Origin of the sequence: Agrobacterium cavarae, from assembly GCF_004310285.1 — a bacterium.
GTDB classification, from domain to species: Bacteria; Pseudomonadota; Alphaproteobacteria; order Rhizobiales; family Rhizobiaceae; genus Agrobacterium; species Agrobacterium cavarae.
The window spans coordinates 72,316-87,377 of sequence record NZ_SISF01000027.1 but is presented as its reverse complement, the minus strand read 5'-3'; the positions used below and the strand labels follow the sequence as shown (position 1 = coordinate 87,377).

The window sequence follows — 15,062 nt, the reverse complement described above, 5'->3', positions numbered from 1 at the left end:
ATGAAACTCACGCAGTTGGAGCTGAAATCTCCTACCTCTGGTGCTGCCGTCAGTTGTGGGACAGTGCCTGCTTCAACATAGATAATTTCCACCCAGCAGGGGTGACGGGAATAAACCCGTGACGCCGGGTGTGACGGATCGATCCATTTTCGCTGTCCTTCGTGAACACGAGCCTATCAAGACAAACGCGGTTTAGCCCGTGCTTAAATTTCTCAACGACAGGAACGAATGTTGGGGGTTCCAGTTAGGTCTTAGGGGAAACACGAAACGCAACCCCCACGAGAGGAAACCATCATGAAAAAGATCATCCTAGCAGTGGCGCTGCTGAGCGCCACAGCGATGTCCGTTGCTGCCCAAACGTCGGCTCCAGCAACCAGCACAGATGGTAACACGCCTGCAGTCGCGACTCCTGAAACCAAGAATCCGACTGCTCCTGTCGAGGGTGCCAACAGCTTCACCGAAGCGCAGGCAAAAAGCCGCATAGAAGAAGCCGGCTATTCCGACGTCAAGGACCTCAAGAAGGATGACAAGGGAATCTGGATGGCCGCTGGAATGAAGGACGGCAAGTCCGTCATGATCTCCATGGATTATCAGGGCAACATTGTCGCCAAGTAACGCGGCGTGCATCCGGCGGTGATCTCAAGGCCAGACCTTGGATCACAACTATTTACGCAATCGAGGACAACCCGATGAAAACTGTAACTGGACTATTCGACGACAATGCGGATGCGCATTCGGCAGTGACTCAACTAGAAGCAGCAGGCGTGCCATCGAATGACATCAGCATCGTCTCGAACAACGCTCATCACCACGATGGCAGCGAATCCAAGGCCGCAGAAGGCGCTGGAACGGGCGCTGGCATAGGTGCAGTTGTGGGCGGTGCAGGTGGTCTGCTGACCGGTCTCGGCCTCATGGCCATCCCGGGTGTCGGCCCTGTCGTGGCCGCCGGTTGGCTCGCAGCAACCGCTGCTGGCGTCGCCGCTGGTGCCGTGGCGGGTGGTGCGGCAGGTGGCATCGTAGGTGCCATGACAGACTCAGGTGTCTCTGAAGAAGACGCTCACGTTTATGCGGAAGGCGTACGCCGTGGCGGCACTATCGTGACCGCAAAGGTGGACGACGGCATGGTTCCGGAGGCGGAAGCTATTCTCAAGCGATCGAACTTGGTCGACCCGGCCTCGCGCCGTGACGCTTACAAAAAAGAGGGTTGGAACCGCTTCGACGACACGCTTGATCCCTATGACGCCGACCAGATCAAGACCGAGCGCGATCGTTACAACCGTCCCGCACTCTGAACCGACATCGGTAGGGGCCTTCCCGTTGCCCTTGGTTTGCGGGTACGTGCCGCACGCTGGAAATGATTTGGGCCGCTTTCGGGCGGCCTTTTTCCTTAGAGGTGGAACTCACCACTCCTAAGATGGGCGCCGTCCAAAACCACTCGTGCGAAATTGGAATACGTTCGCGATGAGACAAACTCAAACGCTCAGACGCCTCGTTGTGATCAGCGACTTCCAGGACGGGGATGCCTTTTCGGGCGTCGTGCCGTCTATTGAAGAGTTCCAAATGCAATGGAAGAGCGGCGAACGCGGCAAACCCGCATCGCAATGCACAGAGTTGGCTGATGTTCGCGTCGAAGGCGGTTATATTGAACGTCTGCCTCTTGCATGCGTAAAAGCGGGTCTGGTCGATGTCGTGGAAATTTGGACCCATTGGCGCGGTGAGATCCCTCCCGCGCCGGACATGCGCCAAGCGCCCCTTATCATCCGCCGCGCATTTCAGATGAACGGACCGAATGCACCGTTTCACTCCAATGATATGGTGGCCCATCTTGCCACATTCGGCCCGCCGGAGATCCTTTGCATATGGGGTCTTGGCGTCTCACAGGATATATTGAACGCCTGCGGGCCAAGCTATAAAATATATAATTCCATTGATGCCCCTGCTCTACGCATTCCGCCAGAGGTGAGTCAGTGCTTCGATCTGATTTTGACAGGAGCTGAATGGCAATCACAGGAGGTGAGGCAGCGCCATCCGCAGATGGCAACCGCGGTTTTGCCGATCGGGCCTGAATTCGCATCAGAAACGCAGTTCCACCCCATTGTTGGACCGAAACCCTACGACATCGTCTATGTCGCTGCTGCCCAAGCCTATAAACGTCACGACATCCTGTTCGACGCTTTGGAAAAGCTGCCGCGATCGATCCGCAGTCTGTGCGTTTTCGGCTATGGGGAACTGGGCGATGACTTGCGCCAACGTGCGCTTGACCTCGGTATTGACGTTGACTTCATCGGCCCGCCAGGTGTTCCCTTCGCAGAGGTCAACCAACTGATGAACCTCGCCAAGATCGGCGTCGTCTGTGGCATTGATGACGGTGCCCCCGCCATCCTCACTGAATATATGCTGGCCGGTCTTCCTGTTCTCGCCAACAGTCGGCTGCGCTGCGGATTGCAATACATCACTCCCAAGACGGGATGGGCCGCACCGGCAGAAAGCTTTCACGAAGCGATTTTGTTGATGCTGGAAAAACTCGATGATTTTTCTCCCCGGCAAGCCGTGATCGACAATTGGACGTGGCCGCACTCCGTTGAAAAACTGCGCAAAATCATGCGCAGGTCAAAGAGTTAGAAAGTTTCCCCTCGTCCGGAACAAAGCTAATTGCGTCCGGTTCGGTTACGTCCTCAAACCCGGATGCCTCAATGAACCTTTCTAGTTCGATCTCCTCGCAGTCACTTGCAATCAACGAGCGGGAAGCACCGCTCATCTGTTTTTCGCATTTGCGGTGGGATTTCGTCCTACAGCGTCCCCAGCATTTGATGGCCCGCTTTGCGAAGCAGAGAGCTGTCTTTTTCTTCGAAGAATATATACCTACAGACCACCATCTCGCTTACTTTGAAATCCATCCATTCGAGGGCACTACCGTCAAATCGATACGCCCGCGTGTTCCTCATTGGTGGAATGCAGCCGAGCGTAACCTGGCCTTAAGTCGACTTCTGGATGAGTTTCTAGCAATGTCAGGCGCACGACGGCCAATTCTCTGGTTTTACACGCCCGCGATGTACGAGTTTGCGCGTCATATCGATGCGGCCGCGGTCATTTATGATTGCATGGACGAGCTTGCGAACTTCAGGTTCGCACCGGACCGCATGAAGGACATGGAAGCTGCATTGATGGCGCGGGCCGATGTTGTCTTCACCGGCGGCTACAGCCTTTATGAGGCGAAATGCAAGCAGCATAGCAACATCCACCCGTTCCCATCTGGTGTCGATGTCGATCATTTTCACCAAGCCCGGCAAAGGGTTGTTGAGCCGGCCGATCAGCAAGCCATCTCCGGCCCAAAGCTTGGTTATTACGGCGTCATCGATGAGCGTCTGGACCTCGAACTCATTGCATCCCTGGCTGCGGCAAGGCCGGATTATTCCTTCATTTTCATCGGACCGATCGCCAAGATTGCGCCGGAGGATTTGCCGAGGGCACAGAATATCCACTATCTCGGACAGAAACATTACGGCGAATTGCCAGCCTACGTCTCAGGCTGGGACGCTGCCCTCATGCCTTTCGCATTGAACGGTTCCACCCAATTCATCAGCCCTACGAAGACACCAGAATATCTGGCCGCCGGTCGTCCTGTGATCAGCACGGCGATCAAGGATGTCATCCGTCATTATGGAGAGGTGGAAGGGGTTTTTATCGCCAGCGATCCGCAGCATTTTGCGCAAGCCTGCGACGATGCTCTGTTGCTGGCAAGAAGCGGCAACGCGTGGTGGAAACCTGTCGATCAGATGCTGGAAGGTTCGTCCTGGGACAAGACATTCCTGGCGATGGAGGGGCTCGTGGACGGCGTCATTTCCAGCACCGGTTTTGCCCATATGCAGGCTGCTAAAGGCACCTCGCGGAAGACAGCTGCCAGCAAACCAATTATCCTCGGCGAAGTCGTAGGCGTGCCCGGTCTATGAGCGAAAAACCTCGCAGGATCGTCCTTGCAACCGATAGTCTCGATCCATCCGGCATGGGCGAGCACATGCTGACACTGGCCCGTGCTCTTGACGAGGAGTGGAGCGTAACCGTTGCGGCCTATGCCGACACCGAGGGCGATCTCCTGTCGCGAGCCGCACGCTCCGGGCTAGCCATCAAGGTCATCGATGATATCGAAACATTCGGGTATTGGCTGCATGCCACCGGCACATCGCTCCTGCATGTCCATGCAGGTATCGGCTGGGAAGGACATCAAATTGCAACGGCGGGTCTTGATGCCAACATAGCTGTCATCAGAACCGAACACCTGCCCTATCTTTTGACGGACACGGACCAACAGCAGAACTACGCCCGCCAGTGCGCATCGCTTTCCCACCGCATCGCCGTATCACAAGCCGCCCTCGACAGTTTCGAGGATAATGGTGTCGATCCAGAACATATCAGCCTTGTCCGCAACGGTATCTTCGCACTGAGACCGGACGGGAAGAGACAAGCGCCTCCAGTCGACGGACTTGAGGGTAAAACCGTTCTTCTGTCCGTTGCTCGCTTTTCCAGGCAGAAAGACCATGCAAGCCTGATCGCGGCAATGCCAGCCGTTCTAGCTGCCCACCCGGATACTGTCCTCCTTCTGGTCGGCAGGGGCGAAGAACTGGGAGCGATCAAGGCTCTGGTAGAGGCAGCGTCCCTCCAACAGCAGATCCTGTTCCTGGGCCACAGAACCGATATCGCCGATCTCATGGCGCTGGCTGATCTCTTCGTTCTTCCTTCCAAATTTGAAGGATTGCCGCTGGCCATGCTGGAAGCCATGTCCATCGGGCTCCCGGTCGTCGCGACCAATATCGGTGGAAATATCGAAGCGCTCGGCTCCTGCCATCCCTTTCTCGCCGACCCCGGCAATCCTGCCTCGCTGGCGCAGGTGCTTATCAGCGCGCTTGAAGATCCCGCAGCCGCAAGGGTCGCCGGGCAATTCGGCGCGCAACGTTTTCAGACACTCTTTTCCGCCCAGCGCATGGCGACCGAGACCGCCGCCGTTTACCAGCGCGTTCTTTCGCACGCCGCACCCCTCACACAAGGACACGCTTCCATGGAAAAAACGCGTATCGGCTTCATCGGCGCGGGCGGCATTGCCAACCGCCATCTGGATATTCTCAGCCGTTTTGAGGATGTCGCGCTCGTCGCTTTTGCTGATCCGGATTTCGCCCGCGCCGAACAGGCCGCCAGCCGCTTCGGTGCGAGGGCCTTTGAGAGCCACCGCGACATGCTGGAAGCACAGCCGCTGGACGCCGTGTATATCTGCGTGCCACCATTTGCCCACGGTGAGGCCGAGCGGGATCTGATCGCCAAAGGCATCCCGTTCTTCGTTGAAAAGCCGATCACCCTGGATCTGGCATTGGCGGAAGAACTGAGCGCCGCCGTCACGGCTGCCGATCTGATTACCGGCGTCGGCTATCACTGGCGCTACCTCGATACAGTCGAGGAAGCTCGCAACCTGCTCCAGGATAATCCCGCCCAGCTTCTTTCGGGCTACTGGCTGGACCAAACCCCGCCGCCGCAATGGTGGTGGAAGTCGGAGATGTCCGGTGGACAGATTGTGGAGCAGACCACCCACATCATCGATCTGGCTCGCTATCTTGTCGGGGAAGTCACCGATGTCTATGGCCGTGTCGGTTTCAAGGATCGGAGTAATTTTCCCGGTTTCGACGTGCCCGGCGTCACCACCGCAAGTCTCACCTTTCAGTCCGGGGTCATCGCCAACATCTCATCCACATGCCTGCTTGGCTGGAGTCACCGGATCGGTCTCAACATTTTTGCGGATCGTTTGGCCATTGAGCTGACCGACCATGATATCATGGTAGACGTTGGTGCGGGGCGACCGACCCGCCGTGCGGATGGCGATCCGGTCTGGCGTGAAGACCGCGATTTCATCGACGCAGTGCGTGGAGGTGAAAACCATATACGCTGCACCTATCAGGATGCGCTTGCCACCCATCGCATCGCCCTCGCCGTTGTGCAATCGGCTCGCAGCGGCGAGCCCGTGGCGGTCGACCAACCCACCGTCACTCGCAACCCTGCTTCACCGCTCCATCATGAGCCGCGAAATGACCCGCCACCTGGGCTGGCGCCTGGTCACCGCATCATCCGTTCGCTCGGCATCGAGGCACCGGGAAAGGCTTTTTTCTTTGATTACGAGGAGGGTCCTCCCGGCGACGGTCAGGTGCGGATGGACACGCTCTATACCGGTTTTTCGGCAGGTACCGAACTCACCTTCATGAAAAACACAAATCCTTACTTTCACTCCCGGTTTGATCCGGGACGCGGCGTATTCCTGCAAAACGAACCGGACCTGAATTATCCGGTCCCCTTCCTCGGCTATATGGAAGTAGCACGTGTTGCAGAATCCCGCGCCTCCGGTTTTGGTGAAGGCGATATTCTCGCGACCACCTATGCGCATAAATCCGGTCACACGGCGGACCCGTTTCACGATGTGCTGGTGCCGATGCCTGACGACATCGACGCCATGCTCGGCGTCTTCGTTGCGCAGATGGGCCCAATCGCTGCCAACGGCATTCTCCACGCGGATGCGGATGCGCTGGGACAGACGATATCCAACTTCGGTTCAGGAATTGCGGGTCGCCAAGTTGTCATTATTGGTGCAGGCACGGTCGGTCTGATGACGGCGCTATTTGCACAAAGGGCAGGTGCACTCGATGTCATCATCGCCGATCCCTCGGAATTTCGCCGCAACAAGGCGCAATCAATGGGATTGATGGCCATGACAGAGGATGCTGCCTGGCAGCACACCAAAGCCCGTTGGCACAATGGCGGAGGGGATCGCGGTGCAGACTTCGTGTTCCAGACCCGGGCGCACCCCCAAAGTCTGCACGTCGCGCTTAAAGCGCTTCGTCCGCAGGGCACGGTCATTGATCTCGCCTTCTATCAGGGTGGGGCTGACGCGCTGCGGCTTGGCGAGGAATTCCACCACAATGGCCTCAACATTCGCTGTGCCCAGATCAATCGCGTCCCGCGCGGACTGGATTGCCTGTGGACAAGGCGGCGCCTGGCGCACGAAACCATCGGGCTCCTCCAATCACACGGCAAGATCATTCGCGAGCACATGATCACGCATGTTGTCCCTTTCGCAGACGGCCCGCAATTCCTGGCAGACCTCGTCACGAACCGCCCGGATTTTCTGCAAATCATCTTCGCGGTCAACGAATGACGCTTCACGAACAACCCATTCGCATTCTCTTCGTCTTCGCATGGCTGGTCGTGGGCGGCGAGGAGACGGAAGTCAGGCTTCTCGCCCGGCATCTGGATCGCAGCCGCTATCGTCTGGATGTCGTTGCCTGTTTCCACAAGCCGAACATGCCGCACCAGACGCACGAGCAACTGCGAGAACTTGGAGTAGAGGTGGATACCACCCCCTACCACCTTTCATTTGAAGACACTGTTGCCTATCTCGCCAACAAGATACCAGGTTATGACATCGTCATATCCTGCCAGAACGTCGCCGATATCTATCCTGCGCTGGAACGGCTGCACTGGCACCCGCCGCTTATCGAACATGGCGGGCTGGTCTCTGAGGCGCTTGCCGGACCGAAGCATTTCACCAGTCGCTATGTCGGCGTCTGCCGCTCTATCCGAGACGCAGCCGCATCTGTCATGCCGGGGCGAGAAGGTGATGCCATCGAAATTCCGTCGATGGTAGAACTGTCGGATTTCGAAGTTCATCAAAGGGCCGCCATAAGAACATCGCTTGGCGTGAACCCGGACGAGACCCTTATCGGCTGGGTCGGCAGGCTGGATCCCAAAAAAAACGTCGAGGATTTCATCGAAGCCGCGGCACTGGTTCATGCCCGCGATCCGAGAACCCGCTTCGTGATCATCGGCGGACCGGACGCCTTCCTTCCAGACTATGCTGTACACCTGCAGTCACTTGCAACGAGCCGAAATTTGGACCGCGTGTTGCGCTTTCTGGGTGATCGAAAGGATATCCCGACCCTGCTGTCGGCCATGGACATATTTGTTTGGTTGTCAAAGGGCGAAGGCATGCCACATGTCATCGCGGAAGCCGGCGCTGCCGCCCTCCCCGTCATTGCCACACCCGACAACGGCGCGATGCAGCAGATAGAAGGCCGTGTGAGCGGTATTTTCGTGCCGTATAACAATCCCTCCGTCGTTGCCGAAGCCATGGAACGTCTGGTCGCAAGCCCGGCTTTGCGTGAGACCCTAGGACAAGCGCTCCGACGGAAGGTGGAAGCCACATACAGCGTTACAGCTGTCCTTCCTCAATGGGAAAAGCTGTTCGCTGAGGTGCTGAATGGGCGAAAGCCTTCTGGACCGACGGGTCTGTTCAAGTCTTTCTTACAAGGCGGCTTCGAATGCTCGACGCACCGGCTCCGCTCTACCGGCTCAGCTGAAGGTCGACGTCTCGACATGATTGCTGCGGTCGGTCACGACGTGCATGCGGCTCCAGATTACAACCAGCTTGCAGACTTCAACATTCGAACCGTTCGCGATGGCTTTCGTTGGCATCTTATCGAAAGACAAGGCGGCTATGACTGGTCAAGCATTCGTCCGATGCTAAGGGCGGCCCAATCAACCGGAACGCAGGTGATCTGGGACTTGCTGCACTATGGATGGCCGGACGATCTTGACATTTGGTCGCCGCAGTTTGTGGATCGATTTGCCCTGTTTGCCGGCGCATGTGCCCGATTGGTGCGTGAGGAGAGCGATGATGTCCCGTTCTATTGCCCCGTCAACGAAATCTCTTTCTTCTCCTGGGGCGGCGGAGATGCCGGCTATCTCAACCCCTTTGCGAATGGCCGCGGATACGAGCTCAAGGTACAGCTTGCCCGAGCGGCGATTGCTGCGATGGAAACTATCCTCATGATCGAGCCGCGAGCGCGTTTCGTTCACTGTGATCCGGTCATCAACGTCATCACCGATCCCACCCGACCGTGGGAAGCGGGTGCCAGCGAAGGCCACAGGCAAGCGCAGTTTCAAGGTTGGGACCTTATCGCAGGAAGAATGTGGCCCCAAATCGGTGGTAGGCCGGAGCTTCTCGATATCATCGGCGTCAATTACTATTTCAACAATCAGTGGATCCACGGCGGTCCTCCGATCGATATCGGCCATCCACTTTACAAGCCGCTGAGCAAGATACTGGCTGAAACCTATGCCCGCTATGGCCGACCTATTCTGATTGCCGAGACGGGTATCGAAGACGAGCGGCGAGCGGAATGGTTCGAATATGTGGCTTCGCAAGCAGCGAAAGCGATGCAGGCAGGTGTGCCTCTCGAGGGCATCTGCCTTTATCCGATCATCAATCATCCCGGTTGGGACGATAACCGACCTTGCTTCAACGGACTTCTTTCTAGCGATATCACCACAGAGAATACCCGCTCGGTCTACCAGCCCCTCGCCGATGTATTGAGATCGAACCATATGCCAGACGGAGGTCATCTTCACTCACACAGCCCTCTCCCATCTTTAGTATGCAATGGAAACGAAAAACGCCCCTAGGTCGCGCTCTCTCCGGGTTTTTTCTGAGCAGGAAGACGACGATCGTCGCCGGTTTCCCGGACGCCTGGACACTGGCCGCCAATCCGATCTGGTGGCGCTAATAACGCAATCGTGCCCAACCGAGCCGCTGGTTACGGTCATGCCAGTTTCCCTCTTCCAGTCGAGACGCTGGATGAGCGTCGCCATGCTCTGGGCTCCAGGATGGAGAGCGACCCTGCACATGCGTGGCTGGGCGAAAGAGGCATCTCCATTTGCGGCCCAGCGTCGGTAGCGTACGGAAAAACTTGAAGTTGAACGCAACAGTCGATATTGCGGCAGTTTCCAATCGATAAAACGAGGACAACATGGCAACTGGTACTGTTAAATTTTTCGCACAGGATAAGGGCTTCGGCTTCATTACCCCAGACAACGGCGGTCCGGACGTCTTTGTTCACATCTCCGCGGTGGGCTTCGGTGGCGCTTTGACCGACGGACAGAAGGTTAGCTATGATGTCGGCCAGGACCGTAAGACGGGCAAGGCAAAGGCAGAGAACGTAACTGTTCTGTAATTACGCTATGGCCCCGTCTCTATTGCCGGGGCCACGCACAACCTGACAACACCGCAGCAGACTCGTTGTGATCGCAAAAATGGTAGCCTCAACGAGAGCACATGTTTGGGCGTAAAATGCCGCCTCCACCCAGTCGCTGCATGCTGCCCGCGCCTCGCCGGATCACAAACTCCCGTCCCTGGCCGCTTCACCAACAGTGTCAGCAACATAAGCCCCACGCTCCCCCATTGGTTTCGGTGAGCCGGTTGTCGAATCCTTGCGCGTTTGATGCTCGAGTTCGGCGTTGATCTCTGCTCCGACGATCAGGATAACGACCGAAATCCACACCCACACCATCAACCCAATGAGGGCGCCGAGAGTGCCGTAGGTCGCATTATAGTTCGCGAAATTCTCAAGGTAGAACGAAAACAAGACGGAGGCGACCAGCCAGAGCACCGTGCTGAAGACGACGCCCCAGCTTAACCATTTGATCTTTGCTTCTTCGCGGCTCGGACCGTACCGGTAGATCATTGAAATTCCGCAGCCGAAGACAAGGATGATGAATGGCCAACGCGCTAGACGGGCAAGAAACTCCTGCCAATCATCAAGCCACAGATACTTCAGAACTGCGGGCAGCACGCCAATAGCTGCAATCAGAATGATTGCGACGACAAGCGCGCAAAAAGTGAACCCCAGGGATAGAAGGTTCAAACGAACAAGACTGCGTTTTTCATCTTCTTGATACGAGACATTCATCGCGTCGAACAATGCCTTCATACCGCTGTTGGCGCTCCAGATCGCTACGAGCAAGCCGCCAAAGAACGCCAGACTTCTTGTCGATGTCGCCTGCTGCGTGAGAGATGTCAGCTGGTTCATTATCAAATCGAACGATCCAGGTGGGAAGACACCTGCAAGGAAACCGATGTGGGCCATAATCGCCGTGGGATCTGCGACAAATCCGTAGAGTGCCACCAAGGCACCGAGTGCCGGAAACAGCGACAGCAACATGAAATAGGTGACGCCAGCAGCAATCAACGTCACGCGATCAGCCATGATCGCCTTGACGACGCGCCAGAACACATCCCTTAAACCCTTTGCCGGAATGTCCTGTGGTGCCTCGGCGTCACGGCCGCGATCGCCCCCAGTGTCGTCGCTCATTGATCTCTCCAGCATGCTCGTTCTGAAACCGCATCATAAACGAAATAGCTAACGTTTATCGCCTGTTAAGTTGCTTTTTCCCCATGCCATTCCGAACAGAATTTGTCTCTTCTTCAAGAAAATCGGCACCGGCAATTGCATCACGGTTTGTTTCAGGGCATCATAATCCGGCGGTACCAGCTGCATATTCTTCATTTGCAAATCCCGAGGAAGTACAAATGGAAGGTGCACCCGTACGTTTTAGAGCAATAGAGGACTGTGAGGCTTCAGGAATTTCCATCCCGGCCGGTCCATACATCGGTCGAGAAAAAATCCAGGCGACGGATAACGATCCGGCTGGGCGGGAATTTCTCTACAGCCTCGACATGGCTGACAAAGGTACAAGCCTAGACGTCACGCCGCTGGTTGAACTTGGCAAAATCACCGTTGTTCGGCAAAGCGCGCTCTAACCAAACAATCGAAGATCGCGTTTCCTGCGAAACCCTCCAAGTTGGAGGGTTTCCTTTACCCTCATCCGAACAGATCCGCGATCGCGCTGATTTCGTGCTTACAAGGTAGCGTTTCTGGCTGAGAACGTTTCTCGCTCCGAAGGCCTTTAGCATACCCCTTGTCCGTGGCACCAAGAGCGTTGAACATACCTAGGCGGCTTCGCGAACCCTAAACGTGCTGATCGGTCGAGAAATGTTTTTGACCTGCTGGAAACCAGCGTCTTCAAACTTTAGTTTTCTCTGCTTCCTGATGTGATCCCTGACGGACCGGGAAACACATATGCCTCCGGGCTCAGCGATGCCCTCAAGCCGAGCGGCGATGTTGACGGTGTCACCGAATATGTCTCCGTTGTCTACGATGACGTCTCCGACATTCATTCCTATTCTAAATAGAAGGCGATCGTCGTTTGGCCTGTCGGCATTGTGCGTCACCATAAATTTCTGGATCTGGAGCGCACAGTCGATCGCCGAGAGCGCGCTTGGAAATGCCGCAACGATGCTATCGCCTGCTGTCGTTATTATCACACCACTATTGTCTTCGATTATTGTGTCGATGACGTCTCTTGCCGCCTTTAAACGCTCGAGAGTGTCGGCCTCATTGTTTTCCATCAGCCTGCTGTAACCAACGAGGTCAGCTGCCATGACCGCCATCAGGCGCCGATCCGCATGTGAAAGAAGTTCATCTCTCGTCCTTTCAGCCGCTTTCGCCCGCGTGACCGTGGCGCGCACGACCAGTATCGCCATACCGCCGACCATTATGGCGAACAACAAAAGGAGAAAGTGCATCCGCGTCTTCGCAGCGCTGGCTGCGTCGGAACGTTTCGCAAGTTGCTCCAATCCATCCTTCTCCATCTGAGCCAACACGGACCGGATCCCATCCATGAGGATTTTACCCTGCCCGGTTTTGACAAGCGCAATCGCGCCGCTGTCGTCCCCATTGCGGCGATATTCCACGCTTTGCTCGAGCTCGGACTTCTTCTGGGCAACCAGACTCCGTAGGGTCGGGATGCTTCCTGTTTCGACAGATGCGTCTTCCGCTCCCGCAGCAAGCTTATCCAGCATCCCATCAAGCGACTCCATAGCGGTGGTATATGGCTTAAGGTAAAGCTGGTCGCCCGTGAGGAGGAACCCTCTCTGTCCGATTTCTGCGTCTTGAATGTGGGACATGAGGCTGGAGACATCTGTGAGATATGCAACGTTTCCCCGGACAGCCTCATCTGCCTTTTTGTCTTCTGACGATATCCAGAACGACAGGTAAATTGTCATGCACACACCGATCGCAACGACTGAAAGCGCGACTGGCATTGCCTTCTTTGCGAGCTGTTTGGAAATACTGGTTTCGATAGATGAAGTTCGGCGCATGCGTGCGGCTCCGCCACGATAAAAGACTTCGAAAAGCAATCGGGAGGTTCAATCCGCAGCTTGCGAACAGAAACGAACGATGACGAACATTGTTCAATGTCCCGCCCGTTAACATTCGCTTGGATTGATCTTTCGTGTTGGCCCCTGCGGAAATGCCGATCCTTACGGGCTGGTACGCGCCAACCCATCTTTTGATCGAGGACTTTCAATACTATTAAAGCACCGGTTACATATTATTCGTAAAGTCTCGGCAGCGCGGTCCACTCCAGTGCTTGAACTTACCCCAGGAAATCCGATGATCGATGCTTTAGAGTCCGATATCTTTAATCTTGCGCCGATCGCCATGTGGATCGAAGATTTCAGCGGAGTGCAGGCGCTTTTCGATGACTGGCGCTCCAAGGGAGTGACCGATATCAAAGCGTTCCTGAGAGAGGATCGCAGTCGGATTCATGCCTGTTCAACGCGGATCCGTGTTACCGCTGTCAACGCCAAAACTCTCGACCTTTTCGAAGCGGATAGCCTCGAGCACTTGGTCGCCAATATCACTTCCGTCTTCCGCGATGATATGCTGGACACTCATATCAACGAACTGTCCGCGCTCTTCGATGGCGCAATGTCTTTTTCGAGCACGACCGTCAATTACACAATTTCCGGGCGCAGGCTCGACATCCAGCTGCGAGGAACAGTTCTACCTGGTCATGAAGAGACGCTCGGCAGGGTTCTTTTGACCACCGAAGATATCACCGACCGCGAAGACGCCCGTCGTGCGGAAGCCGAACAAAGGCGTCAGGCGGAGGGCATTTTCCAGCATTCTCCGGTATCGTTATGGATTGAGGATTTCAGTCGCATCCGCACGCTGATTGAAGACATCCGTGACCGCGGCATTACCGACTTCCGCACATTCATGGACGTTCACCCGGAATTTGTGCGCCAATGTATGAGCGAGATCAGGGTTATAGACGTCAATCAGTCAACGCTCGATCTGTTCGGAGCACGAGATCAAAACGATCTTCTGCACCGGCTTGGCGAAATTTTCCGTGACGACATGGAGAAACCCTTCCGAGAACAACTGATGGAGCTTTGGAACGGCAATCTTTTTCATCACCGCGAAGTGGTGAATTACGCGCTAGATGGTTCAATGCGTCACATTTTGCTGCATTTCTCCGTGTTCCCGGGTCACGAAGGCGATTGGTCTCGCGTACAGGTGGCGCTCGCCGACATCACGGCACGCAAGAAGGCAGAAGCTTATCTCGAATATCTCGGAAAGCATGACGTCCTCACCAAACTCTACAATCGCGCCTTCTATGCCGACGAGATGAATCGCCTCGAGCGCAAATCGCTGCGCCCTGTCTCAGCCGTCATCATTGACCTCAATGGCTTGAAGGAGGCAAACGATCAACTTGGGCACGACGCAGGCGATGGACTCTTGCGCCGCTTCGGCGAGATCCTCAATGGCGCGGTGGCGGCGCCGAACCATGCCTGCCGGATAGGCGGGGATGAATTTGCGGTCCTGTTGCCCGGCGCAGATGCAAAATCCGCTGCCACAATGATGGAAACAATCCTTGAACTTCTGCGGATCAACAATCAGTTTTACTCGACTGCTCCTCTGAGCATGTCCTACGGCGTGGCGACCAGCGAAGGAGACGAGACAATCGAGTCTGTCGTCAAACGTGCTGACGCCCTCATGTATGAAAACAAGAAGGCGCATTATGCCTCTATCAATTCCGGTGGCGCGCTGACCCGAGCGGAAGCTCGGAGACGATAATCCGCGGCAGAATCGCACCCTGACTCCAGGCGGTCACGTGACGAAGACGTTTGGGTACTAGTGATTGGTGCCTACTAGGCCACACCAGGCATCATCGGTTATTTAAGTCGCTAGAGTTGGCGCACTGATCGCGCAATTGACAGCCTGAGCGCCGCCGCCAAAACTTGCGCATGCTTTGAAAATCAAAGGCGCATTCTCTAAAAACGAGCCGCGCCGGATTGTCGTCCGACCATTCTCCTGCTGTTCTGGAAGAAATAATCGCTTGAT

General features: G+C 55.9%; 11 protein-coding genes and 1 pseudogene. 9 read left to right on the top strand and 3 right to left on the bottom strand.

Translation table 11 applies throughout. The features are described 5' to 3' along the window. Positions 1–294: 294 nt before the first annotated feature. The 7 genes and pseudogenes from EYC79_RS08080 to EYC79_RS08050 all read left to right on the top strand — a co-directional run bounded on the left by EYC79_RS08080 (position 295) and on the right by EYC79_RS08050 (position 10,043). Complete coding sequence (locus tag EYC79_RS08080; RefSeq protein ID WP_062441223.1) at positions 295–615, top strand: PepSY domain-containing protein; 321 nt, start codon at positions 295–297, stop codon at positions 613–615. 74 nt (positions 616–689) lie between these two features. Beyond that, the gene (locus tag EYC79_RS08075; RefSeq protein WP_130977616.1) at positions 690–1,292 is read left to right on the top strand and encodes a hypothetical protein; all 603 of its coding nucleotides are present in this window, start codon (positions 690–692) and stop codon (positions 1,290–1,292) included. Positions 1,293–1,461: 169 nt separating this feature from the next. Beyond that, the gene (locus tag EYC79_RS08070) at positions 1,462–2,622 is read left to right on the top strand and encodes a glycosyltransferase family 4 protein (RefSeq protein WP_130977615.1); all 1,161 of its coding nucleotides are present in this window, start codon (positions 1,462–1,464) and stop codon (positions 2,620–2,622) included. A 71-nt stretch (positions 2,623–2,693) separates the two neighbouring features. Continuing rightward, positions 2,694–3,833, top strand: a pseudogene (locus tag EYC79_RS08065) (glycosyltransferase family 1 protein); the annotation flags it as partial. Positions 3,834–3,946: 113 nt separating this feature from the next. Then, entirely contained in the window at positions 3,947–7,189 is a 3,243-nt protein-coding gene (locus EYC79_RS08060) for a glycosyltransferase (protein ID WP_130977614.1), read from the top strand. Next, positions 7,186–9,495 carry a glycosyltransferase family 4 protein gene (locus tag EYC79_RS08055; protein WP_130977613.1) on the top strand — a complete coding sequence of 770 codons (2,310 nt, stop codon included), beginning with the start codon at positions 7,186–7,188 and terminating at the stop codon, positions 9,493–9,495. Before EYC79_RS08060 ends, EYC79_RS08055 begins: the two co-directional genes overlap by 4 nt. 344 nt (positions 9,496–9,839) lie before the next feature. After that, positions 9,840–10,043 carry a cold-shock protein gene (locus EYC79_RS08050; protein WP_062424416.1) on the top strand — a complete coding sequence of 68 codons (204 nt, stop codon included), beginning with the start codon at positions 9,840–9,842 and terminating at the stop codon, positions 10,041–10,043. 162 nt (positions 10,044–10,205) lie between these two features. On the opposite strand, the gene EYC79_RS08045 is transcribed toward EYC79_RS08050, so the two are convergent. Both EYC79_RS08045 and EYC79_RS23420 read right to left on the bottom strand, forming a co-directional pair. Then, positions 10,206–11,180 (bottom strand): YihY/virulence factor BrkB family protein, encoded by a 975-nt coding sequence (locus tag EYC79_RS08045; RefSeq protein ID WP_245495223.1) that lies wholly within the window; start codon positions 11,178–11,180, stop codon positions 10,206–10,208. A gap of 48 nt (positions 11,181–11,228) precedes the next feature. After that, on the bottom strand, positions 11,229–11,375 hold the full coding sequence (locus tag EYC79_RS23420) for a hypothetical protein (protein WP_165456981.1): 147 nt from the start codon (positions 11,373–11,375) through the stop codon (positions 11,229–11,231). A 23-nt stretch (positions 11,376–11,398) separates the two neighbouring features. Between EYC79_RS23420 and EYC79_RS08040 the strand changes: the two genes are divergently transcribed. After that, a complete protein-coding gene (locus EYC79_RS08040) occupies positions 11,399–11,629 on the top strand; it encodes a hypothetical protein (protein ID WP_062424414.1) in 231 nt (76 codons plus the stop codon). Positions 11,630–11,818: 189 nt separating this feature from the next. Here the strand turns inward: EYC79_RS08040 and EYC79_RS08035 are convergent, their stop codons facing one another. Beyond that, positions 11,819–13,030 carry a CHASE3 domain-containing protein gene (locus tag EYC79_RS08035; RefSeq protein WP_130977611.1) on the bottom strand — a complete coding sequence of 404 codons (1,212 nt, stop codon included), beginning with the start codon at positions 13,028–13,030 and terminating at the stop codon, positions 11,819–11,821. Positions 13,031–13,325: 295 nt separating this feature from the next. Here EYC79_RS08035 and EYC79_RS08030 point away from each other — a divergent pair, with 295 nt between their 5' ends. After that, positions 13,326–14,795 (top strand): sensor domain-containing diguanylate cyclase, encoded by a 1,470-nt coding sequence (locus EYC79_RS08030; RefSeq protein ID WP_130977714.1) that lies wholly within the window; start codon positions 13,326–13,328, stop codon positions 14,793–14,795. The last annotated feature ends 267 nt before the right edge of the window (positions 14,796–15,062 follow it).

Excerpts from the sequence above, each read along its gene's own strand:
- EYC79_RS08050 (WP_062424416.1), top strand. The coding sequence starts at position 9,840 with ATGGCAACTGGTACTGTTAAATTTTTCGCACAGGATAAGGGCTTCGGC.
- EYC79_RS08080 (WP_062441223.1), top strand. The coding sequence starts at position 295 with ATGAAAAAGATCATCCTAGCAGTGGCGCTGCTGAGCGCCACAGCGATG.
- EYC79_RS08035 (WP_130977611.1), bottom strand. The coding sequence starts at position 13,030 with ATGCGCCGAACTTCATCTATCGAAACCAGTATTTCCAAACAGCTCGCA.
- EYC79_RS08075 (WP_130977616.1), top strand. The coding sequence starts at position 690 with ATGAAAACTGTAACTGGACTATTCGACGACAATGCGGATGCGCATTCG.
- EYC79_RS08045 (WP_245495223.1), bottom strand. The coding sequence starts at position 11,180 with ATGAGCGACGACACTGGGGGCGATCGCGGCCGTGACGCCGAGGCACCA.
- EYC79_RS08055 (WP_130977613.1), top strand. The coding sequence starts at position 7,186 with ATGACGCTTCACGAACAACCCATTCGCATTCTCTTCGTCTTCGCATGG.
- EYC79_RS08030 (WP_130977714.1), top strand. The coding sequence starts at position 13,326 with ATGATCGATGCTTTAGAGTCCGATATCTTTAATCTTGCGCCGATCGCC.
- EYC79_RS08060 (WP_130977614.1), top strand. The coding sequence starts at position 3,947 with ATGAGCGAAAAACCTCGCAGGATCGTCCTTGCAACCGATAGTCTCGAT.
- EYC79_RS08040 (WP_062424414.1), top strand. The coding sequence starts at position 11,399 with ATGGAAGGTGCACCCGTACGTTTTAGAGCAATAGAGGACTGTGAGGCT.
- EYC79_RS23420 (WP_165456981.1), bottom strand. The coding sequence starts at position 11,375 with ATGAAGAATATGCAGCTGGTACCGCCGGATTATGATGCCCTGAAACAA.
- EYC79_RS08070 (WP_130977615.1), top strand. The coding sequence starts at position 1,462 with ATGAGACAAACTCAAACGCTCAGACGCCTCGTTGTGATCAGCGACTTC.